Source organism: Streptomyces sp. NPDC003284, assembly GCF_053589675.1.
This window is the reverse complement of the sequence record NZ_JBSFSI010000001.1, coordinates 594,693-616,140: the sequence shown is the minus strand read 5'-3', so window position 1 is coordinate 616,140 and position 21,448 is coordinate 594,693. Positions and strand designations below refer to the sequence as shown.

Genomic DNA, 21,448 nt, shown 5'->3' with positions numbered 1-21,448 from the left:
GACGGCGCGGCGCACGGCGGCGCACGGCTGGCGTCAGGGCGGGGGCAACGGATCACCGCGGCAGCGGTGTTCGGCACGGGGCGGAGAAGCGGGCCGGGGGCCGTGGGCCGGAGACCGGAGAGGGGTCGTCAGGCCCGGCGGCGGGCACGGCCCGGCGCGGTACACGCGGTACACAGTGCGCTGCTGACGCGCAGCAGATCGACGGCGCGGTCGGCCACCAGGCGCTGGGCGGAGAGCGGCCGGGAGGAGAGCGGCGGGGAGGAGAGCGGCGGGGAGGACGGCGCGGCGAGCGGCACGCAGCCTCGGACGCGGCCTGTGGCCGTCCGGGGAGCTGCGTGCATGTCCGTCACCTGTCGCTTGTCGCCTGTGCCCACTGCCTGTTGCCTGTTGCTTGTCGCTGGGCCTCGCGTCCGGGGCGTCCGGTCCGGGGCGCGGGTGGGCGTGTGTGCCGCATCCGTGACCATTCCGGGCCGTAAGTAAGTCAGTTGTCCGTCCGAAAGTCAACGCCGGTCCGTCACGTGGAACGGTTGGTGGGACGGTTGGTGCGACGGCCGGTGGGACCGCCGGTCGGACGGTCGACAGGACGGCACCTGGGACCGTCGGCGTGACGGCCCGTGGCGCCACCGCGCGACGGCCGGTGGGGGCGCCGGGTGTCGGCCGGTGGGACGGCTCAGGGGCGGTGGAGCCGGTGGGTGCCGTCCGCGTGGGCGGCCCAGTCCAGGATCTGGACGGCCGCGCCCGCGGCCTCCAGGCCCCGGCAGTGGGCACGGTGGCGGCGGGCGATGCCTGCCGGGTCGAGGGCGGCGCGGAAGGCCGGGAGCGCGGTGAGGCGGCGGGCGTGGTCCCACAGGGCCGGGTGGTCGGCGATGCGGTGCACCGCGCGGGCGTCGAGGTGGTGGCGGTGCACGAGGTCGAGCTGGACGAGGGTGACCCACAGCGTCACATCGGCGCCGGTGAGCCCGTGGCCCGCCACATGGTCCCGGTCGGTCAGCCGGCGCTCCAGCACGTCCAGCGCGCCGAGCAGCACACCGAGCGCCTCGGCCCGGTGGGCGGGGGCGGCGTCCGCCTCCCCGGCGCGCTGGGCGGCATCCTCCACTTCCTGGGCGCACAGCCGCTCCACGGCCTCGATCGCGGCCTCCTCCGCGCACGGGTAGAGGGCCGCCCGGCCGTCGCCGAAGTGCCGGTCCAGGTCGCGTGCGATGTCCGGGGCGTGGGTGCTGACGATCCGCCCCGACCAGTCGTCGCTGAGCACCGGCGCGAGCGCCGGTCCCGGGTGACGGTGCGCGCTCGCCTCGTACAGCGGGCGCAGGACCGCGTGACCGCCGTCCGGGCCGTCCGGCACCGCGGGCAGGACCGTCACCGGACAGCTCTCCCCGATGCCCAGCAGGCCGTGCACGACGGCGACGCCCAGCCCCTGCGGACAGGCGGTGGACAGATGGAGCCGGTAGCGGCCGGGCACGGCGTAGTGGCCGCTGCGCGCGTCGCGGCCGATCCGGCCCCGGAAGGCGGGGACGGAGGCGCCGCGGTGGCCGGTGAGGTGGGCGGCGGTCTGCGGTGTGACGGACATGGGTCTCCCCGGGTACGGGCACGCGCGGACGCACGCGCAGCGGAGGCGGTGGCGGTGGCGGTGGCGGTGGCGGAGCGGCGGACGGCAGGGGGCGGGCGGCGGGCAGCGAGCGGCGGCGGGCGTACGGTCCGAGCCCCAGTCCGGACGTGGCGGGGCGGGGCGGACCGGGACCGCTTCCGGCCGGTCGTGAGAGACCGCCGGACGACACGAAGCCGTGGGGCGACACGAAGCCGTGGGCGGCACGAAGGCGTAGGCGGTACGAGCGCGGGGTTCCCGGTGTCGGCCCGGCGCGGTTCAGCCGGACAGCGACAGCGTGCTCGTGGCGCCGCACCCGAGGCTCATGGCGCTGCACACGCGCAGCAGGTCGATGTGGCGCCGCGAGGTGAGCAGGGGCGAGGGCCGGGGCGTACGGCTCGCACGGCCGGTCACCGGCTCAAGGCGCCTCATGATTCCCTACCTGTTCACTAGGGTTCCTCACTGGAGTGTCGGCCCACCCGGGGGCGCAGTCAAGGGGTCGTGCACCACCGGACGAGCGGAGCGTGCGCGGGCCGGTGCCGGGCGGGGGGCGTTGCGCTGCCCCGACTCCGCCCCGCACCGCCCCTCGCCGCTCGGGCCGCCCCCCGCACAGGTGGCGCGCGTTCAGGCCGTACGGACGCCCGCCGCCTCCCCCGCCGCATAGGCCAGCGGCGGCGCGATGGCCTGTGCGTCCGCGCCCTCCCCGACCCACAGGGAGATGAACAACGCGGCGGTCGCCTCCAGCAGCCCCGCCCGTTCGAGGCCGCCGCCTGCGAGAGGTTCGCAGCCCACGTCCCGCACCAGCTCGCGTACCCGCGCGAGGGCCGTCTCGTCGTCCCCGCACAGGGGTACGGCCAGGGGCCGCCCGCCGAAGACGGGCGGCCGCATCCGCCACACGTCCTCGTGGCAGAGGTTGAACGCCTTGACCACACGGGCTCCGGGCGCCGCCGCAGCAAGGCACTGCGCCGCCGAAGGCCCTCCCCCGGTGAGCAGCCGGAATCCCTCCCCGACCGGGTTGGAGCAGTCCAGCAGCACCGTGCCCGCCAGGGCCGCGCGCAGCTCCCGTACCACCTCTTCTCCCGCCCCGAAGGGCAGCGCGGCCAGCACGACGTCCTGCCCGGATCCGGCCGCCGTGCGCAGCCCCGCGGGCCGTGCGCCGCCCCCGACGCGCGCCGCGAGCCGTGCGGCCCGGCCCGCGTCCCGTCCCCCGATGGTCACCTCGTGCCCGGCCCGCGCCCAGTGGGTGGCGAGCGCGTCGGCCATGTTGCCCGTGCCCAGTACACCGATCCTCATCGCATGGTCCCTCTCCGTGCCTGTTCCGACCGTCCGCACCGACGCTAGAGGGCGGTTCGGGCACCATGTGGTACGTGACGACGACCGACGCCTTCCTCGCGGACTGCCGCGCCCGCCTCGCCTTCGACCTGCTCACCAACACCTGGAATCCCGTGGTGCTCTGGGCACTGCGCGAAGGTCCCCGACGCCCCGTCGAACTCCGCGAGCGCATCGGAGGCATCAGCTCCAAGGTCCTCACCGAGACGCTGCGGCGGCTGCGGTACAACGGCCTGGTGACCCGCCGTACGCCCCCCGACACCCCCTCCGCGGTCGAGTACGGCCTCACGCCCCTCGGCCGGACCCTGCTCACCCCCATCGACGCCTTCGGTGCCTGGGCCTTCGAACACGGCGACGAGGTCATGGCCGCCCAGGAGGCGGCCTGCCGTCCGACCGCCGCGGAACACCACTCGCCGTCACACTCACCGGCGACCGGCCCGCATCAAACCTGAGGCAGAATCAAGCCTGAGGCCGCACCAGATCTGACGTCTGATCAAGTCCGAGGCCGGAGCCGGTCGTCGAGCGCGGCGCCGACGTCGGGGCAGTTCTTCCGGACGGTGTCGAGGAAGGCGCGCAGCACCGGGGAGTGGTCGCGGGCCGCGAAGGACAGGACGAGATCGGGCAGCGGTGTGCGCGGGGTCACCTCGCAGAAGCGCACTCCCGGACGCGGGACCGCCCTCATACGGGACGGCCCCAGGCCGACGCCCACACCCGAGGCGGCGAGGCCGATGATCGTGTGCACGTCCCTCGCGACGGTCGCGCCGCCGAGCGCCGACGAGTCCGCGCCCAGCAGGGCGCGCAGTCCGGCGACCACGGCGGGCTCGTCCTCGCCGGCCGACACGATCAGCGGCTGTCGCCGCAACTGGTCGGCGCTCACCGACTGTTGACCCGCGTACGGGTGCGCCGTGCTCACCACGGCGATCACGTGGTCGCGTCCGACCGGGACGGACACGAGATGCTCGGCCCCGGCACCCCGTGGCGGGCCGAGGGTGAGGGCCACGTCGAGTTCCCCGGCGACGAGCGCCGAACTGCTGCGGCTGGTCGCCATCTCGTGCAGTTCCAGTCGCACATCGGGCCGTTCGCGGCCGAACCGGCTCAGTACGCCCGGCAGCGGGTCGAGCAGTGCCGAGGCGATGAAGCCGAGGCGCAGACGTCCCGTCTCGCCGCGCGCGGCCCGGCCCGCGTCGACCGTGGCCGCCGCGATCTCGTCGAGCGCCCGGCGCGCCCGCGCGAGGAACGCCTCACCGGCGGCGGTCGGGAACACCCCCTGCCGGGTGCGGTCGAACAGCCGGGCCCCGACCTCGCGCTCCAGGTCGGCGATCTGCTTGGACAGCGGCGGCTGCGCGATGCCCAGCGCACCGGCGGCGCGCCCGAAGTGTTCGTGCTCGGCGAGAGCGACCGCGTACCGCAGGTGCCGCGCTTCCATGACCCGTCCTCCGTCCGCTCGGCCCCGTCGACCCAAGGAGTCCGATGGGCCCGATCGAGTACCCCGACAAGACCTCAAAGATATCGCCAAGCCACTTACCAGATCTATGAATGGATGACGCGGCGGCTCCCGTCTGGAATCGAGCCATGAAGAACGCATCCTTCACCGCCGCCACCACCTCCACCACCACCACCGACACCGTTTTCGTCTTCGTGCACGGTGCCTGGCACAGCTCCGGGCAGTGGGCGGCGACACAGCGCGCGCTGGCCGGACTGGGCGCCGCGAGCGTGGCTGTCGACCTGCCGGGGCACGGCTTCGACGCTCCCCTGCCCACCGGATACCTGCTGCCCGGCCAGCCGGGCCTGCTGACCGAGAGGTCACGGCTCGCCTCCCTGACGATGGACGACTGCGCCGAGGCGGTACTGGGTGTGCTGCGCCAGGTGCGTCACCGTCGCACTGTCGTGCTCGTCGCGCACAGCGCGGGCGGCGGTCCCGCGTCCCTGGCCGCGGAGCGGGCACCCGAGCTGGTGGACCGGATCGTCTACCTGTCCGCGTTCGTCCCGGGCGGGCGGCCGCGGTTCTTCGACTACCTGGGCGCACCCGAGAACGCCACCGCGCTGGGCCGGAACCTGAACATCGGCGACCCCGAGGCGTTGGGCGCCGTACGGATCAATCCGCTCTCACCGGATCCCGCCTACCTGGCCGAACTGCGGGAGACCCACTACCACGACACCCCGCTGGACCGCTTCGACCGGTGGCGGTCCGCGCTGAGCCCTGATCTGCCCCTGGCGATCCCGACGGCGCCGGTCGCCCTGACCGCGGCCCGGTGGGGACGGATTCCACGGACTTTCCTGCGCTGCGCCGAGGACCGGGCGCTGGCACCGGCCGCGCAGGACCTGATGATCGCGGAAGCCGACCGGGCCTTCCCCGGCAGCCCGTTCACGGTGCATACCCTGCCCGGCAGCCACAGCCCGTTCGCAGCCCGGCCGGGCGAGCTCGCCGCGGTCCTCGCCTCGTGAGCCGGCATCGCCCCGTGGAGGGTTCCCCGTTCCCGAGCGCGGGTCGGCTCGCGGCCGGTGACGGCGGGCGGCTCGTACTGCCGGTCGTGCTGTGCGCGACATTCGTGCAGTTGCTCAACGTCACCGTCGCGCAGATCGCCGCCCCGGCGATCCAGGCCGACCTGGGGGCCGGCTCAGGTGCCGTGCAGCTGATCCTGGCCGGGTACACCCTGACCTACGCCTGCTTGCTCATCACGGCCGCGCGCCTCGGTGACCGGTACGGCTACCACCGGCTGTTCATCCTGGGCACCGTCGTCTTCCTGGCCGGTTCGGCGGGCGCCGCGTGTGCTCCGGACGCCACGTTCCTCATCGCGGCCCGGCTGGTCCAGGGCGCGGGCAGCGGCCTGGTCGCCCCGCAGGTTCTGTCGATCATCCAGGTCGCCGTGCCCGCTGCCCGGCGCCCGCGGGCCCTCGGCCTGTTCGGCGCCACGATGGGCGTGGCGTCGCTGGCCGGGCCGCTGATCGGCGGACTCCTCGTCGGCGCCGACCTCTTCGGCCTCGGCTGGCGCTCGGTGTTCCTGGTCACGGCGGCGGTGGCACTCGTCCCCCTCGCGGGCGCGACGGTCCTGCCTCGCACGCGAGGCGCGGCCGGTCAGCGTGTGGACGGAGTGGGCGTGTTGCTGACCACCGTGGGCTTCGGTGCGCTGGTGCTGCCGCTCGCGCTGGGAGGCGGAACCGGCTGGCCCTGGTGGACATGGGCCGCTCTGGCCGTTTCCGCGGCCGTTCTCGGCTGCTTCGCCCTGACTCTCCCGCACCGGCCCGATCCCCTGGTGGATCCGTCGCTGTTCCGCGACCGGAGGGCGCGTGCGGGGGTGCTGCTGGTGTTCGTGTTCAACACCGGGGTGCCGTCCTTCACGTACCTGCTGTTCCTCCATCTACAGTCGGCCATCGGGTATACCGCCCTCACGGCCGCGCTGACGTCGGCTCCCTTCGCGGCCGCGGCCGTGCTGGGCAGCCGCAGCGCACCCGCGCTGGCCCGTCGGCACGGGTCGGCCGTGCTCACGGTCTCCGCGCTGGTCCTCGCGGGGACGGCCCTCGCTCTCGGGCCGCTCATCGGCACGGCGGCCGGACGCTGGGCGGCGTTGCCGGTCCTGGCCCTCGGCGGCGCCGCGTTCGGCTCGTTCACCGCATCGGTGTTCACCCTGGTGCTGGCGAGGGTGGACGGCTCCGCGGCCGGTTCCGTGTCCGGGCTGTTGCCCACGGCCCAGCAACTGGGCGGGTCGATCGGGGTGGCTGCGGCGGGGCTCGTCTACTTCGCCTCCACCACCGGCCCGGGAGCCGCCTTCCGGCACGCCATGCTCTACGAGGCCGCCGTCTTCACCGCCACCGCGCTGATCAGCCTCCGCCTGCACGACCGGAACCGGCCGGCCGCACCACGAGCGGATACGGCGCGTGCTGCGGGGACGCTCGGAACACCTGGAGTGGGTCAGGGCGGCCAGGCCGCGCAAGCGGGGCAGGAGTCGGCTCAGGTCTCCGTTCGCCACGCGGCCACCGTACGCGGGATTCCCGGCCGGTGGCGTGCCCGTCGAGCCGCTGCCGGTGCCCCGTGCCCGGGAAGTGGCACGCAGCACCGGCAGCAGCCGGAGGTCAGGCCGTCGTGTCCCGGCGGCGTGTGACCAGGGTGATCAGGAGGGCGCCGGCGCCCGCCGCGACCGCACCGCCGCCGCCCGCGAGCAGAGCGCGCGGGGTGGTGTCGGCGAGGGAGACGGTTCCGGTGGTGGGGGTGACGCCGCCGTACTTGTGGGACTTCTGGTAGGCGGAGCCGGGGAGCTTGTCGGCGTAGCGCTGGTGCACGAGGTGCTGGTAGGCGGTGAGGGTGGTGCCGTGTGCGCCGACCGACTGGCGGGCGGACTCGTTGAGCGGCAGGACCTGTTGGCCGCTGACCCGGTACCAGGCGTTGAGCTGTGGTTCGGTGAAGGCGTAGCCGTCCTTGGCCTTGGCGGCGTAGGCCAGTTCGTCGGTGCCCTGGGCCATGCCGACGACGGCGTAGCCGTGCTGCTGCGGCTCGACGCGGGCGGTGGCCTGACGGCCGTCGGCGGAGACGGACTTCACGGCCAGGTAGGCGACCTGGGCCGGTGCGCTGCCCGTCTTGCCGGTGACGAAGTCGGCGCTCAGCGAGTAGACCGGGACCGCGTCGCCCGCCGCCTCGGGCGACTTGGCCTCGGCCTGCGCGGTGATGTCGGCGCGGGCGGCCTGGTCCACGGGCAGGTGGCGGGCGCGCTGGTCGAGGTGGACGAAGAAGCGGCCGGCCATCTCCCGTGCCTGCGCGGTGTCCGCCGCGTGGGCGGCCTGGGCGAGGTCGGTGGCGGCGGGGGCCTTCGGGGCCGGTACGGACAGGTCGGCGGCGTGCGCGGAACCGGTGCCGAGGAACAGTCCGAGGCTCACGCCCGCGCCTGCGGCGAGCGAGGTGGTGGCCGTCAGCGCACGGCGAGTGTTCTTCCTCATGCTGATCACGCCCCGACCCGGTAGACGGAACCGCCCCAGTAGAACTGGGAGTTGCTGATGTAGGAGTTGTAGTACATCTCCTGGTAGCGCTGGTTGCTGGGCCAGGGGTCGCTGAAGAGGATGGTGCCGGCCGACGCGTCGTAGCCGTAGATCACGCGCGCGTGGCCGCCGCCGGCGGTCCAGTACACGCCGGTCTCGATGGGCCGGTCGGCGTTTATCTCGCTCTGTACGGTGGCGAAGCTGACGCGGCCGTTCACCTCGGTGCCCGCGCTCAGACCGAGGGCACGCCAGCCGCGCTGGACGGTGGAGAGTTCGGCGGCCTGGTTGGGGCAGTAGCCGCTGGAGTAGCCGCGGGAGGCGAGGCAGAAGCTGTTCTGGCTGACGTTGCGCCCGTAGCCCTTGTACTGGGCGATGCTCAGGCCGGTGGCGGCCCAGCACCACTGGTCCTGCTCCTGCACCAGCTCGTTGAAGTTCAGGTTGGTGTACTGCGCGACGACGGGGGCCGCCTCGGTCCGCGCGGCCGGGGTGGCGGCCTGGGCCATGCCGCTCGCGCCGATGAGCAGGGAGGTCGCGGCGACGGCCGCGGCCAGGGCGGCCCGGCGGCGGTTTCTCACCGCTGTCCCGGGGGTGGGGGGCTGGGGATCGCTGGCCCTCATGGGCACACACGTCCTTTCGGGTGTGGTGGGGGGTGGGGCCCGGACGGGCCCCCGGACCTGGGGTCCACCGCCGCCGCGACGGTCTCCCGGGGACATACGTCTTCGGGGTACGTCCCCGGCGTACGTCTTCCGGGTACGGCAGCGGGCCGGGCGGCCCCGCGCGCCGCTGACGGCGCGGGGTTCGCCCGCATGGTGGCTCCGAAGCTCCGCAGGGGTGTGGGGAGTTGCGGCCCCGCCACGGACCCGGACGGGCGCCGGGTGCCGGAGGCGGGGTTCGTGCTCGGCCGGAACCCTAGGGCGCGGAGCGATTTGCCTTCCATCCGTGCGCGGGATTTACGGATACGCAGGAAATGAAGGGCACATGACAGCCGAATGGACGGCGCGTCACCACCGGTCTCCCCCGCCGCCGGGCGGATGCGCGGACGACCGCCCCGCGTGAACTTCCGCCTCTTCTGCCGGATTTGGCGGTGTCCGCCGTACGGGCACGCCGCGCACCACCCGCCGCCGCCCGAGGTCGGACCGCCGCCACGAGGTGTTTCTTGCGTATCCGTAGCGCCCCGGACCCGTCTGTACGCATGGTCACCAAGGTCCGTACGCTGGGGGCGGATTCCGGCAGGAGCTGCCGGAACTCCCCTTGCCGCGAGGCAGGCTTCCGTGCCCCGTCGGCCGGCCGATCGAAAGCGATGGGCGATGACATGACCGCTGCCCAACGATCCCCGTGGTCCGCCCCGTTGCGTCTGGCGCTCGCGGGCGGCGGCTCGGTCCTCGTCCTCGTGGAAGGCACCGCGGGCATGGGCAAGAGCCATGTCCTGCACGAACTGGACGCTCTCCCGGAGGCCGCCGAGGTCCGTCGGGCCCGGTGGCGGTGCGGCGCGGCGGAGGAACCTCCGGACACCGCGGACGGACCCGCCCTGCTCCTGGTGGACGACGTGCACCGGGCGACACCGGACGAGCGGCAGTGGCTGCGGCGCGCCGTGGAGCGGCCGCGCGAGGGCCTGGCGACCGTACTGGCCTACCGGCCGGAGGAGTTGGGCGGCGCCGGCCTGCCGCTGGGCACCCCGGCCGTCTCCTACCCGCCCGGCCTCGCGGCCTTCCGGCACCGGCTGCGCGCCTGGGACGTGGAGCGGGTGCGGCTGGCGGCCTCGGAGACGCTGGTCGAGCGTGCGACCTGGGAGGCCGTGGCCCGGCTGCACCTGCTCTCCGGCGGGGTGCCGCAGGTCGTGACCGATCTGCTCGCCGTGCTCCGCGCGGGCACGGGCCCCCGGTGCACGGCCGCCGACGTCGACGCGGCCGGTGTTCCCGTCCGGCTGGCCGAGCTGGTGATGAGCCGTACCGGCGCCCTGGCCGCCGCGGACCGGCCCGTCGTATGGGCCGCCGGGGTGCTGGACGAACCGGCCGATCGCGGCGAACTGCTCGCCGTGGCGGGGCTGGACGGCACCCGCGGCCGTGACGCGCTGCTCGCGGCCCTGTCCGGCGCGGTGCTGTCGGAGGTGGCGGAGGGGCGCTACGGATTCGCCGTACCCCTCGCCGCCCCGGCCGTGCGCGAGCACGTACCCGGACCGGTCCGCCAGGAACTGCACGAGCGCGCCGCCCGGGTGCTCTCCCGCCGACGGCCCGCGCCCTGGGCCGAGGTGGCCCGGCACCGCAGGGCCGCCGGACGGCGCAGGAGCTGGCTCAGGGCGGTGGAGAAGGCCGCCCGGACCGCGGTGGAGTCGGGCCGCCACCAGGAGGCGATCGGCCTCCTGGAACGGACGCTCGCGGTGCCGGAGGTCTCACCGGTGGACCGTGCCCGGCTGGCGCCGCTGCTGGCCCGCAGCGCGGTCGTCGGGCTCCGGTCGGACCAGACCGTGGACGTGCTCACCCAGGTCGTCCGCGACCCCGGCCTGCCCGTGGACGTACGGGGCGAACTCCGCCTCGACCTGGGCCTGATGCTGTACAACCAGATCGGCGACCTCGCCGCCGGAGTACGGGAACTGGAGGCGGCGGCGGAGGAGTTGAGCGAGGTGCGGCCCACGCTCGCCGCACGGGCGATGGTGGCGCTGGCCATGCCGGAGTGGCCGACAGGGGCGCTGCCGGGGCACCGTGAGTGGCTGCGCAGGGCCGCCGGTCTCGCCCGCGACAGCGGGAACGACGTCGCGCGGGCCGCCGTCGCCGCCAGCCGCGCGTCGCTGGCCGTCGTCTGCGGCGACCCGCGGGCCCGGCAGCTCGTGGCGGCACTGCCCGTCGACAGCACCTCGGCCGGATGCAGGGAACAGGCCGTACGCGGGCTGTGCAATGCCGCCGACGCGGCGGTCTGGCGGGGTTCCTACCACTGGGGGCGGGAACTGCTGGCCGCCAGTCTCGACCTCTCGGCCCGCACCGGCGCCCTGTACGCCGAGCAGACGGCACAGGGCACGCGGCTGCTGCTGGACTGGTGGACCGGGCAGTGGACCGAACTGGGCGCGCGGTGCGAGCAGTTCATCGCGAGGGCGGCCGACATGCCCGTGGTGGCGGCGGACGGGCACATGGTGCGGGGCATGCTCGCCTTCGCCCAGGGCGACTGGGCGGAGGCACTGCGCTGGCTGACCGCCCTGGGGGCGCCCTCGCCCCAGTGCACCCGCATGCCGCTGGCCGCGGCCACGGCGGGCGCGCTGGTCCGGCTCGCGCTGGCCCGTGACGATCTTCCCGCCGCCGCCGACCAGGCGCGGTCGGCCTGGGCGGCCGTGGCCGACAAGGGCATCTGGACCTGGGCGGCGGAGCTGGCCCCCTGGGCGGTGGAGGCGCTGGCCCGCTCGGGCGACACGGAGGGCGCCCGCCACCTGGTCGTCGAGTTCGAACAGGGGCTGGCCGGGGACGACGCCTCGGCCGCGCACGCCGCCGCCGCGTGGAGCCGGGCCGCGCTGGCGGAGTGCGAGGGCCGCCGCCGGGAGGCGGTCAGGTCGTACCGGAAGGCCGCTGCCGCCTACCGGACCCTGCCCCGCCCGTACGCCTGGGCCCTGACCACCGAGGGCGCGGCGCGCTGCGCCCTCGCCCAGGAGGCGGAGCGCGCCGACGCGGACGGCGGACCGGCCCAGGACCGCGCGGGCGAGCCTGATGGCGCGAATGGCGCGAACGTCACGGACGGTGCCGCCGGTGACGGCCGGAGCCGCGCCCACGCCGTCGCGGCCCTGCGTCACTGCGTCGACGAGTACACCGCGCTCGGCGCGGTGTACGACACCGCCAGGGCCCGCGCCCTGCTCCGGGCCCACCAGCCCGCGGAGGCCCGGCGGCCGGGCCGTCCCGCCCTCGACGACCGGCTCTCCCCGCGCGAGCGCGAGGTGGCCGAACTCGCGGCCAGCGGCCTGATGAACCGTGAGATCGCGGTGGTCCTGCACCTGTCCCCCCGGACGGTGGAACAGCACGTCGCCCGAGCCATCCGCAAGACGGGCGCCCTCTCCCGCCGCGACCTCCTGCGCACGTCCGGCGAACCGCAGTAGGGATCGTCTGCCCCGTCAGACAAGGCTGTTGTGCCGCCAGGGCACGACGGTGGCCGCCGCCCAGTCCAGCTCCCAGCCGAGCCGCACTCCGCGCGCGCCCCACCCGTCCGGGCTCCTGCGCGGAAGGGGCTCCCCGGCCGCCCGCGCCGCGAGAGTGGCCTCGCACACCATCCGCGCCAACCGCACGGCCTGACCGCCGTCGTCCGCACTCCCGGTGAAGATGTGCCGGCCCTGCCGCTCCGGCTGCGCCGCACTCCACGTGGGGACATCGACCTGGAAGTAGTGCTTGGCCATCACACCGCCTCCTCGTCCTTTTGCGTGCCTTCGAATGAGGGTGACGTTAGGCGGGTCTCCGCGCTCCGGGTATCCGTGACCGGGGCATCACGTATACGGAAACAAATCAGCGGAGGCACGCGAACGGCCCCGGCGGACATCGTGCCGCTGGAGCTTTCGCACTCAGCGCTCTTCGGTCAGCGGCGCCGCAGACATCATCGGACGAGGAGGCGCCTAGCCCGGCTGGCACGTGGCGTGCCCTTCCGCGCCGTCGAGGCTCGCCTGGGGCGTCATGGTCCCGGCCCTTGCGTCGTAGCGCCCCGTTGCGTCGCGTGCCGCCATGGACGCCGCGGCGCCGAAACCACCGACGTAGCCTTTCTTCGTGATTCAGGGTGACTCGACCCTCGCCCACGCTCCCGGGAGCGCACCGTCGACCGGCAGGTGGAACTCTTCCGCTGTCGTCGCCGTCAGTCACCGCCGCCACGACGGCCGGGGCCCCATCGGAATGGAATTCCGATGGGGCCCCGGCCGCCTACCGAGCCCTCCCAACAGCCGTAGAGACGAATCCTCCGACGAAAGCCAGGCCTTGAAGGCTAGCTTGCGTCGAGCCAACGACGTGCGGCAGCGCTCTCGACTGGGTGACCGATTTCTCCTGTAGCCACCCATTCGGCGAACGTGCGAAGGACTTGCGAATCAGCTAGATCTTTCATCACGAACACACTGATCGCTGATTCCCAGGTGGTGCCGCAGGAAAGGACTTCCCCGCCAAGTGAGAGCATGCGGAACTCGGGGCGACAGAACCCGCTTCCTAGCGGACCTGAAGCACCTCGTCCCATGATGTCCCACGAGTCCTGCAATTCCACCCCGATCCACTGCGAAGGACCTTCCTCCGTGGAGGAATACGCGACCAGGAACCGGCGATCGGCCTCGGTGAAGAGTCCTGCCTCGACTGACAGCCGGTACCACTCCGCGTTCGCCTTTTCGAGCAGCAGCGGATCCTCGATGTCCATCAAGGACTCGATGCGGCCGTCCCGAGGAGGACAACTCGGTGCCTGACCCGTGACAAGCGGAGGCACGAGCCCATCCCGGTCACCACATACCCCCAGAATCAGGAGGCCTGCCGCGGCAAAGGATTCCTTCAGTTCCACTTCGCTCATCTCAGGCTCACCGTGGTCTCGGCACATACCGGGCGAGAAGGTTGGCATAGCCATACTCGATCACGTTGTTGTAGTTATGACCGAGCACATATCCGACAACACCGTCGCTTCGTACGAGCACACGGGTCAAGGTCGTGGGCGAAGCCACACCCGTGAAGATGGTCGCATTGTGCCAAGGGCTGTTGGTGTTCCCATTTGCATTGAACCAGTCGGGCCCATTGCTGTTGATTCGCTGGGTGACCCGACCACTTTCAATACCGTTCACCGTGTTGTGAACTTCCCTCGGAATCTGGGCCCAGGCCTGCCGTCCGGCATCGATCCGAGCCTGCACGACGTCCGGGTTGTACGGGTCGCCCTCGAAGCCCGGTGAGGCGGGCGCCTCCTCACAGTTGTGGACGAGGACCGATGCCCCACCCGCCAGCACATAGTACGTGTGCAGGTCCGACACCGTCATGTTGCGGACGGTGGTCTGCGCGACCGTCCAGCGGGTGACGGCCGTGATCTGGACGTGCGTGCCCGAGCTGGTGCGGAGCCATTCGCCCGGCTGGAGGTCGGTGGCCTTGACCCAGGTGTTCAGGGCGGGGACCCAGAAGGGGTGGCCGTCGGTCGCGGTGACCTGGGCCGTCTTCGTGCCCTTCGGGCCGTCGGTGTCGATCGTGACCTTGACCAGGTGCTTCAGGCCCTGGCCACGGATCTCGGCCGTGACCCTCTCGACGCGGGTCTCACCCGTCTTCGGGTCGGTCGCGACGACCTTGTCGCCGGCCTTGACCTTCTCGATCGGCTTGGTGGAGCCGTCGGCCATCAGGACCCTGGTGCCAGGGGCGAAGCTGTTGCACGTCGCGCCCTCGCCGCTGCCGCCCTCGCCGGCCTTGCCCGAACCGCCGCTGCCGCTGCTTCCGCCCTTGCTCTTGGCGGAACCGCCGGAGTGGCCACCGGGTTTGGAGCCGCCTCCCCCGGACTTGCCGCCGCCACCGCGGGTGTGGGACGACACCTTCGGGGCCGCCTTGGCCTGCGCCGCCTTGTGCCGGGGGTTGCCCGTCTTCTTCGCGGCTTCCAGTGCCTTGTCGGCGGTTCTCTTGGCTGCCTCGGCCGCTCTCTTCTTGGCTCGTTGCGCCGCCAGCTTCTTGGCTCGCTCGATGGCGAGTTTCTTCGCTCTCAGCGCCGCGGCCTCGGCGGCCTTCGCCGCCTTCAGCACGAGCTCGGCCGCCTTCTTGGCCGCCTTGAAGGACTCGACCGCCTTGATGGTGCGCTTGACGGCCTTGATGACGGACGGGATCTTGCCCAGCTTGGTCCACGGGATCGCGTCGACCGCGATGCTGATGCAGGACCACATGCTGCCGCCGAAGCAGGCGATGGCGTCGTTGATGCCGATGAAGTCCTTCAGCGTCTCCCACGCCACGGCCAGGATCACCGAGGTCAGGGACTTGCCCTGCATGGCCTGGGCCTGGGCGACCTGGGCCGCGGACAGACCCGCGCCCGCGAGGGCGGCGGCCCGCTCCGACGCGGTCAGCGAGATCGCCATACCGGTCGGGTCGGAGAACGTGACCGGGTTGTTGTGCGCGTAGGCGTAGCCGTTGGACTGCTGGACGTCGTTGAGGTCCACCACCGGGTCGGCGGACAGGAAGCGTCCGACGACCGGGTCGTACAGCCGGGCGCCCAGCGGCTGGTAGCCGGAGGGATCGTCACGGGGCGCGCCCAGGAAGCCGCTGTGGCTCTGGAAGTTCACGCCGGCCGTGTCCGCGCCGCGCTGGTTGCCGAACGGGTCCTGCTTGCGGAAGCGCACCGGCATCCCGCTGCCGAGGTAGACCTCGGCGTACGCGCTGCCCTGGTGGTCGTTGGTGAGCGCGACCATGCGCTCGCCCGCGACGCCGTCGGCGTACCGCATGACCGCGCCGCCGGGGGCGTCGTAGGTGCGCTGGGTCCGCACCATGACACCGCCCTGCTGCACGGTGACCTCGGACTCACCGAGGGTGAGGGTGGCCTGCTTGCCCCGGATGGTCAGCAGGCGTTCCCCGCTGGGCCCGTAGATGTAGCGGGTGTCGTTCTGCGGCAGCCACACCTGGGCCGCCTTGGTGCTGTCGCAGGTGGCCAGCACGATCGGGGTGGAGTCCGCCGAGTTCGCGTCCTGGACCGCCAGGCACAGGCCCGAGGCGATGTGCGTGAGCTGCCCGGAGGCGTTCCGCTTCAGCTCCTGCCCGGCCGAGCCGTCGCACTTCTGCAACTGGAGCGCCGACCCCGCCGTGCTGCCGGCCGGCTGGAGGCACCACTTGTCGTAGATGGTCAGCGTGCCCCGGTCACCGTCGGTCTGGGCCGCGCCCGGAGAGGGTACGAAGCGCCAGCTCTGGGCCGGTGCGGCGTTGCAGGTGTAGAGCTCGATCTTCCGGCCGGCCTCCGTGAGGCCGCTGTTCAGGTCCAGGCACTTGTCGGCGAGGCCCACGTACGGGGTCTTGCCGCCGCTGCCCGCGCCCTTGATCCGCTCGACCTTGCCGTCGTACGTCCAGGACAGCTCCTGCTTGTCGCCGTTCTCGACGGACGTGACGGACTTGGTCTCGCCGGTCAGCTCGTACAGGCGCTCCGCCTCGGCCTTGACCTGCGCGCCCTGGAGCGTGGTGTAGGTCTTGGACACCTTGGTCAGCGTGTGCGGCTGGGTGCCGTCGGCCTTGCCGTAGGCGTAGGTGGTCGTGGCGTCCTTGGCGGTGGCGCCGGTGAGGTCCTTCTCGGTCAGCTTGGTGCGGTTGCCGAGCAGGTCGTACTCGTACTCCTGCCAGTAGCCGGAGCCGTCCTTGCCCGCGGCGACGTTGAGCGTGCCGTCGCTGTTCTTCGGACCGGTGCAGGAGCTCTGGTCCTTGGAGGTCCAGGCCGTCTTCAGCTCGCCCAGCGGGTCGTAGGCGAAGCACTGGCGCTCGTCGACGCCGGTGGCCGCCTCCTGGACGGAGGTGACGTTGCCCGACGGGTCGTAGGTGTACGACCGCTTGGAGACGAGGTTCCCGGAGACGAGGGTCTTGTCGTCGCTCTTCTCGCGGAAGACCTGCTGGTCCTTCAGCTCACCGCTGGACTCGTCGAAGGTGTTCTGCGTCCAGACCCGGTAGGGCTGGGCGCCGAGCGTGGAGCGCAGCACCTGGCCGTAGGGGTCGTAGACCGTCTCGGAGCCGTACCAGTCCTTGCCGGAGACGGAGAGGGGCTTGCCGTCCTTGTTGTAGCGGACGACGATCCTCTCCTGGTCCAGCTTGCCGATCTTCGGCAGCGTGGACTCCTCCAGCACACCGTTGTCGGCGTACTTGTAGGAGTACGTGTAGGACTCGTCCAGGCCCCAGGCTGCGGCCAGGGTGCCCGGCAGGCTCAGCGTGGTCGAGGTCGGCTGGTAGTCCTTGGTGTAGCCGTTGACCTGCTGGGTGTACGCCTGGCCGTCGGTGTAGCGGGTGGCGGTGTAGGGCATGCCCTTGCCGCCCGGCGCCAGGTCGTAGGTGAGGCTGGAGAGCAGCGTGCCGGACGCGTTGTCCAGGCGCTGCTCGGTCGGCCGCGACAGCTGGTCGTAGCCGTTCCACACGACGGTGCCGCGCGCGTTCTTCGTGGTGAGGACGCGGTCGTGGTTGTCGTACGTGGTCCTGGTGGCCCCGGCGTCCGGGTCGGTGGCCGTGTCGAGGCGGCCCCGGTGGTCGTAGGTCCACGTCCACGGGTGGGCGGCGTCGGCGGAGTTGGCCGCCTTCACCAGCTGCCCGCGGGGGTCGTACTGGTAGCGCATCGACGTGAAGCCGCCGGGCGCGTCGGCGTTGAAGGTGTCGACGCGCGAGGTGCGTCCGAGCGCGTCGGTGAAGACGCGGTAGTCGGAGGTGCCCTGCGGGTTGTCGACCTTCGACCAGTCCAGGCCGTACTCGTAGCGGGTGGCCCGCTCGGGGACCTCCTTGGACTGGGTCTCGCCGGTCAGCGGGTCCGCGACCTTGAGGACCGGGGTCTCCTGGAGCACCCGGCCCGAACCGTCGTAGGTGTAGCGGGTGATGTTCGGGACGGCGGTGTCGGCGAGCGGCGTGAACAGCTCGCCGGGCTCGGCGTCGTAGGTCAGATAGGCGTTGTTGGTCTGCCAGACCTCACCGGAGCTGTTGTACAGCGTGTCGGTGATCAGCCAGCCGCCGCCGTCCGCCTCCTCCTGCGTCTGCCGCTCGCGGCCGAGGCCGTCGTAGAGGGTGACGGAGGTCTCGACACGGTCGTTGTAGCCGCGCGAGTAGGTGGTGACGTAGGACGGCTTGCGGTCCTCGCCCTCCTTGTACTGCGGGACCGTGTAGACGGCGTGGAAGTCGGGCACGGCGCCGTCGGCGGGCGGCCGGTCCGCGGCCCAGGCGTTCTCGAGGCGGCCCAGCGGGTCGAACTCGGCCTGGGTGACGTGGTTGTTGGCGTCGATCGTCTTCGTCGTGGTGCCACGGCCGGGCTCGATCTCACGGATCTCGGACTGGCCGAGGGCGTTGGTCTCGGTGACCTTGAAGACCTGGCCGCGGGACGGCTCGTAGGTGAGGAGACCGGCGGTCTTGTGGTCCTGGTCGGTGGTGCGGGTGACCCGGCCGATGTCGTCGAACTCGGACGTGCCGTCGGACTGCCAGCCCGTGCCCTCGCCGTTGACCGACCAGGTCTCGGACGCCTCGCCCTCGGTGGCCTCGGCGAGCGCGGCGCCGTACGCCTGCCCGTCGTACGCGGTGCGGGTGCCGCCGGACAGCGTCGACAGGTTCGTGAAGTCGGCCGCGGCGCAGGTCGTCGGGGAGATCAGGACCTGCTTGGTCAGGCCGATCAGGTTCTTCTTGGTGTTGTGGACGTACTCCGACTTCGTGCAGGACTCGTCGCCGGACTTGCCGGTGTCGCCGAGGGACTCGACCTGGACGGGCAGGCCGTAGGCCGTCTCGTACGTCGTGTGGGTCTTGACGGTCCGCTCGGTGCGGGTGTCGTCGCTGTTGGTGCCGGAGGACTTGGTGTAGGCGATCTCGTCCGGCTCGGTGACGCGCCAGGCGCGCAGCGGGTCCAGGCCGTCGTCGCGGTCGCGGTGGGCCAGTTCGGTGGCCTCCGGGACGGTGACGGAGCGGGAGACCCAGTCCGTGTCGGCGTCGGTGGCCTTGTCGTAGTCCAGTTCCTCCGCGATGCGGCCGGCGAACGCCTCGCGGTCCTTGGCGATCTCGGTGCCGGTGATGTCCTTCATGGACACGCTGTCGCCCATGCCGCGGAAGAAGCGGGTCACCGACTTGGACTGCTTGGAGCCGATCGAGGGGTCCTCGCTGCCGGTGGTCACCGTGGTCTGCTCGACGCCCGCGAACTGCGAGTACGTGCGGGTCGACTTCTTGGTGAACTCCTGCTCGGCGAGCTTCCAGCCCGGGTTCTTGTACGTGTACGACGTCTTGGTCGCGAACGCCCCGTCGACGTTGGGGAGTTCCTCGATGGAGTCGACGACGTACTTCTGGAACCAGTCGATGTCCTCGACCTCGGGGTCCGGGGACCAGAACGAGGGGTAGCACAGCCGGGTGTTCGTCCTGAGGGCGGCGGAGCCCTTGCCCGGCAGGCCGGTTCCGGTGGCGCAGTCGCCGGTGGGCTGCTTGTAGGTGACGACGGTCTCGCCGCCGTACTCGTTGATGACGCGTCCGATGCGCGGCCGGGAGAAGCCGGGCCGCGGATCGTTCTGCCCGCGCATCACCCGGTTCGGCATGTCGTCGACGGTGGGCTCGAAGCGCACCGCGTTCATCGCGACGCTCTTGTCGGTGCTGCCGCCCCGCGCGAAGCCGGTGCGCTGCACCGACTCGAGCCACAGCGCCGTGTTCGGGCCCGAGGTGAGGACGGGGAAGTTCTGGGTGAGCGTGAAGCGGTCCACGACCTGACGGGCCGTGGTGTCGGTCCGGCGCTGCGCGGAGGTCTGGATCTGCGTCAGGCGCTTGCGGCTCCAGAAGGAGGGGCCGGCGTTCCAGCACTTCGTCTTGTAGGCCGAGGTGACCTTCCTGCAGTTCAGGTCGGCCGGGGTGTCGTACCAGATGCGGTACTTGCCCGGGTCCTTGTCCTCGAAGTTGGCGTCGGAGCAGGTCAGTCCGCCCTCGGGCAGACAGCGCTCCTCGACGGTGAAGTTCACCCGGGCCGGCGCGGTGGCGGTGAAGAGGGTGTCCTTGCGCTGGCCGTAGTCGATGTGGTCGAGCCAGCCGTCGCGGTCGTAGACGACCGGTGCCTTGAAGTCGAAGTTGCGGGCGTAGTAGTTCTGGTCCTTCTTCCACCACAGGGACATGGCGTTGCCGTGGATGTCCTCGACGTAGTCGAGGTTCCAGCGCCAGCCCTGCGTGCAGGCGGAGTGGACCCAGTCGCCGGCCTTGTAGCAGTCCTCGCCCTCGTGGTTGCCGTAGACCGGCACGGTGAGCACCGAGTCGGTGGTCGGCTGGCCCGAGGTCCAGTCGGGCAGCTTGTTGAGACCGAAGTGGTAGCGGGTGCCGTCACGGGTGGTGACGACCCAGTACTCGCCCTTGTAGGCGCCGTTGCCGTTGCCCGCGTCGGTGCGGCGCTCGATCTTCGAGCCGTCGCCGTTGGCGGTGAACCACTCGTGCTGGTCCTTGTCCCAGACCAGCTCGGTGGTCATCCCGCCCAGCGACAGGGTCGCGTTGTCCGAGCCCCAGCACAGGTCGGCGGTGCGGTGCGTCTTGTTGTTGGACCCGGTCTTCTTGGAGTCCTCACGGCAGTTGGCGTACGTCCGGGTGATGGAGCCGGGGTTGTAGTCCCAGCCGTCACCGATCCAGGAGGCCTGGTTGTTCGTGGCCGAGGTGCGGCCGTCCACCGACTGGGAGGAGTAGCCGAGGGAGATCTTCGGCATCGGGCCGCCGGCGGTCTGCGGCACCTGCACGTCGTAGGAGTACGTGAACGCGCCCGACGAGGAGCCGGCCGCCCAGGCGCCCGACGACAGCAACGGGGACGCGGTGAAGTCGCCGCCCGCGGAGGCTCCCGTGTCCATCGCGCCGATGACCTGCGGACCCGAGGCGTCCACCACCGGCAGCACATCGCCGTCGCGGTACGACGCGGTCCGGACCGAGGCGCCCGAGGCGCTCGTGCCGGTGTCGTGCGCGAGCAGGGCCCCGACCGGCACGGAGCCGGTGAGGATCTGGTGCCGGGTGGCCTTCTTCGAGGTCTTGTACTTCGTCGGTGCCTTGGCGGCGGCGACGACCTTCACCGAGCTGCGCAGCCGCTCGGGGCGCTTCTCGGTCCTGCCCGACATGGTGGTCGTACCGCCGTCGGCGGCGCAGTCGCCGCTGTCGGGGCTGTCCATGACGCAGTTCGGCAGCAGGACCATGCCGAAGCGCGCGGCGGCCTGCGTGCCGTACAGGTCGGCGAAGCCGGCGGTGTCGACGGCGATCGAGACCTGCGCGGCCGGATCGGCGTCGGCCGGCGGCGTGACCCTCATGATCATGCCGGAGACGCCCGCGTCCTGCGAGGCGGCCGGCGCGGCCAGGTCGACCTTCCAGTCACCGTCGATGGCGGCCGGGTCGGCGCCCTCGGGCACGCCCACCGCGATCGGCAGGTCGTCGACCGGGACCGTGGTGCCCGGCACGGTGTCGGCCGTCAGGGTGGCGACACCGCTGTCCTGGGACCACGGGGTGACCGCACTCGGGGTGTACGGCGTGACGGGGACCTCGGGCGCGGTGGTGAGGTTCTTCTCCGCTTCCTCGTCCGCGTCCAGCGCGGTGGGAACGGGCAGATCGGGGAGCTTGACCTCCTCCCGGCTCATGCCGGGGCCGGGTATCGCCCACGCCTCCGGGCCGAGACTGGTCACCAGCAAGGTCGTGGACAACAGAAGGACGGTCGCCGCGCGGCTTTGCCGGCGGCGCCGTCGTTGTGACTCCGTCGTCGCCGGGCGGAACCGCCTCAGCCACGACGGTGGACTTTGAGCGCGCATACGCGTCGACCCCACCAAGGCATACGAAGAAAAACGACAGATGACTCCGCACCCTCTGTCATGAGCGCCACACGATTCAAGATCGATCCCCGGAGGTTCCATCGATGTAAGTGATCCGTGTCACGGGGCATATGTCGACTGACCGGCACCTACGGCCAACAAGTCGACAA

14 protein-coding genes are annotated in these 21,448 nt (G+C 72.1%); 4 read left to right on the top strand and 10 right to left on the bottom strand.

What is annotated here, in order from left to right; all coding sequences use genetic code 11:
* Positions 1–128: 128 nt before the first annotated feature.
* The 4 genes from ACWDYF_RS02745 to ACWDYF_RS02730 all read right to left on the bottom strand — a co-directional run bounded on the left by ACWDYF_RS02745 (position 129) and on the right by ACWDYF_RS02730 (position 2,875).
* Positions 129–341, bottom strand: coding sequence for a hypothetical protein (locus ACWDYF_RS02745; RefSeq protein ID WP_389463671.1), 213 nt, complete (start codon positions 339–341; stop codon positions 129–131).
* A gap of 329 nt (positions 342–670) precedes the next feature.
* Entirely contained in the window at positions 671–1,567 is an 897-nt protein-coding gene (locus ACWDYF_RS02740; protein ID WP_389463670.1) for a glutathione S-transferase C-terminal domain-containing protein, read from the bottom strand.
* A 294-nt stretch (positions 1,568–1,861) separates the two neighbouring features.
* Positions 1,862–2,014 carry a putative leader peptide gene (locus ACWDYF_RS02735; RefSeq protein ID WP_389463668.1) on the bottom strand — a complete coding sequence of 51 codons (153 nt, stop codon included), beginning with the start codon at positions 2,012–2,014 and terminating at the stop codon, positions 1,862–1,864.
* A 192-nt stretch (positions 2,015–2,206) separates the two neighbouring features.
* Positions 2,207–2,875: an NADPH-dependent F420 reductase gene (locus ACWDYF_RS02730; RefSeq protein WP_389463666.1), complete on the bottom strand. Its 669-nt coding sequence runs from the start codon at positions 2,873–2,875 to the stop codon at positions 2,207–2,209.
* Positions 2,876–2,940: 65 nt separating this feature from the next.
* On the opposite strand from ACWDYF_RS02730, the gene ACWDYF_RS02725 reads away from it, so the two are divergent.
* Positions 2,941–3,363, top strand: coding sequence for a winged helix-turn-helix transcriptional regulator (locus ACWDYF_RS02725; RefSeq protein ID WP_389463664.1), 423 nt, complete (start codon positions 2,941–2,943; stop codon positions 3,361–3,363).
* Positions 3,364–3,404: 41 nt separating this feature from the next.
* Here the strand turns inward: ACWDYF_RS02725 and ACWDYF_RS02720 are convergent, their stop codons facing one another.
* On the bottom strand, positions 3,405–4,337 hold the full coding sequence (locus tag ACWDYF_RS02720) for a LysR family transcriptional regulator (RefSeq protein ID WP_389463662.1): 933 nt from the start codon (positions 4,335–4,337) through the stop codon (positions 3,405–3,407).
* Between the two features lie 146 nt (positions 4,338–4,483).
* On the opposite strand from ACWDYF_RS02720, the gene ACWDYF_RS02715 reads away from it, so the two are divergent.
* Entirely contained in the window at positions 4,484–5,356 is an 873-nt protein-coding gene (locus ACWDYF_RS02715; RefSeq protein ID WP_389463660.1) for an alpha/beta hydrolase, read from the top strand.
* A 14-nt stretch (positions 5,357–5,370) separates the two neighbouring features.
* Positions 5,371–7,011, top strand: a complete 1,641-nt coding sequence (locus ACWDYF_RS02710) for an MFS transporter (RefSeq protein ID WP_389463657.1) — start codon at positions 5,371–5,373, stop codon at positions 7,009–7,011.
* On the opposite strand, the gene ACWDYF_RS02705 is transcribed toward ACWDYF_RS02710, so the two are convergent.
* Positions 6,983–7,840, bottom strand: a complete 858-nt coding sequence (locus ACWDYF_RS02705; RefSeq protein WP_389463655.1) for a hypothetical protein — start codon at positions 7,838–7,840, stop codon at positions 6,983–6,985. The genes ACWDYF_RS02710 and ACWDYF_RS02705 overlap by 29 nt on opposite strands.
* 5 nt (positions 7,841–7,845) lie before the next feature.
* A complete protein-coding gene (locus tag ACWDYF_RS02700) occupies positions 7,846–8,496 on the bottom strand; it encodes a papain-like cysteine protease family protein (protein WP_389463652.1) in 651 nt (216 codons plus the stop codon).
* Between the two features lie 695 nt (positions 8,497–9,191).
* On the opposite strand from ACWDYF_RS02700, the gene ACWDYF_RS02695 reads away from it, so the two are divergent.
* Positions 9,192–11,951: a helix-turn-helix transcriptional regulator gene (locus ACWDYF_RS02695; protein WP_389463651.1), complete on the top strand. Its 2,760-nt coding sequence runs from the start codon at positions 9,192–9,194 to the stop codon at positions 11,949–11,951.
* A gap of 15 nt (positions 11,952–11,966) precedes the next feature.
* Here ACWDYF_RS02695 and ACWDYF_RS02690 read toward each other — a convergent pair whose 3' ends face one another.
* The 3 genes from ACWDYF_RS02690 to ACWDYF_RS02680 all read right to left on the bottom strand — a co-directional run bounded on the left by ACWDYF_RS02690 (position 11,967) and on the right by ACWDYF_RS02680 (position 21,110).
* Complete coding sequence (locus ACWDYF_RS02690; protein ID WP_018566665.1) at positions 11,967–12,245, bottom strand: hypothetical protein; 279 nt, start codon at positions 12,243–12,245, stop codon at positions 11,967–11,969.
* A 572-nt stretch (positions 12,246–12,817) separates the two neighbouring features.
* Complete coding sequence (locus ACWDYF_RS02685) at positions 12,818–13,381, bottom strand: hypothetical protein (protein ID WP_389463648.1); 564 nt, start codon at positions 13,379–13,381, stop codon at positions 12,818–12,820.
* 7 nt (positions 13,382–13,388) lie between these two features.
* Positions 13,389–21,110 (bottom strand): ricin-type beta-trefoil lectin domain protein, encoded by a 7,722-nt coding sequence (locus ACWDYF_RS02680; protein WP_389463919.1) that lies wholly within the window; start codon positions 21,108–21,110, stop codon positions 13,389–13,391.
* Between the last annotated feature and the right edge of the window lie 338 nt (positions 21,111–21,448).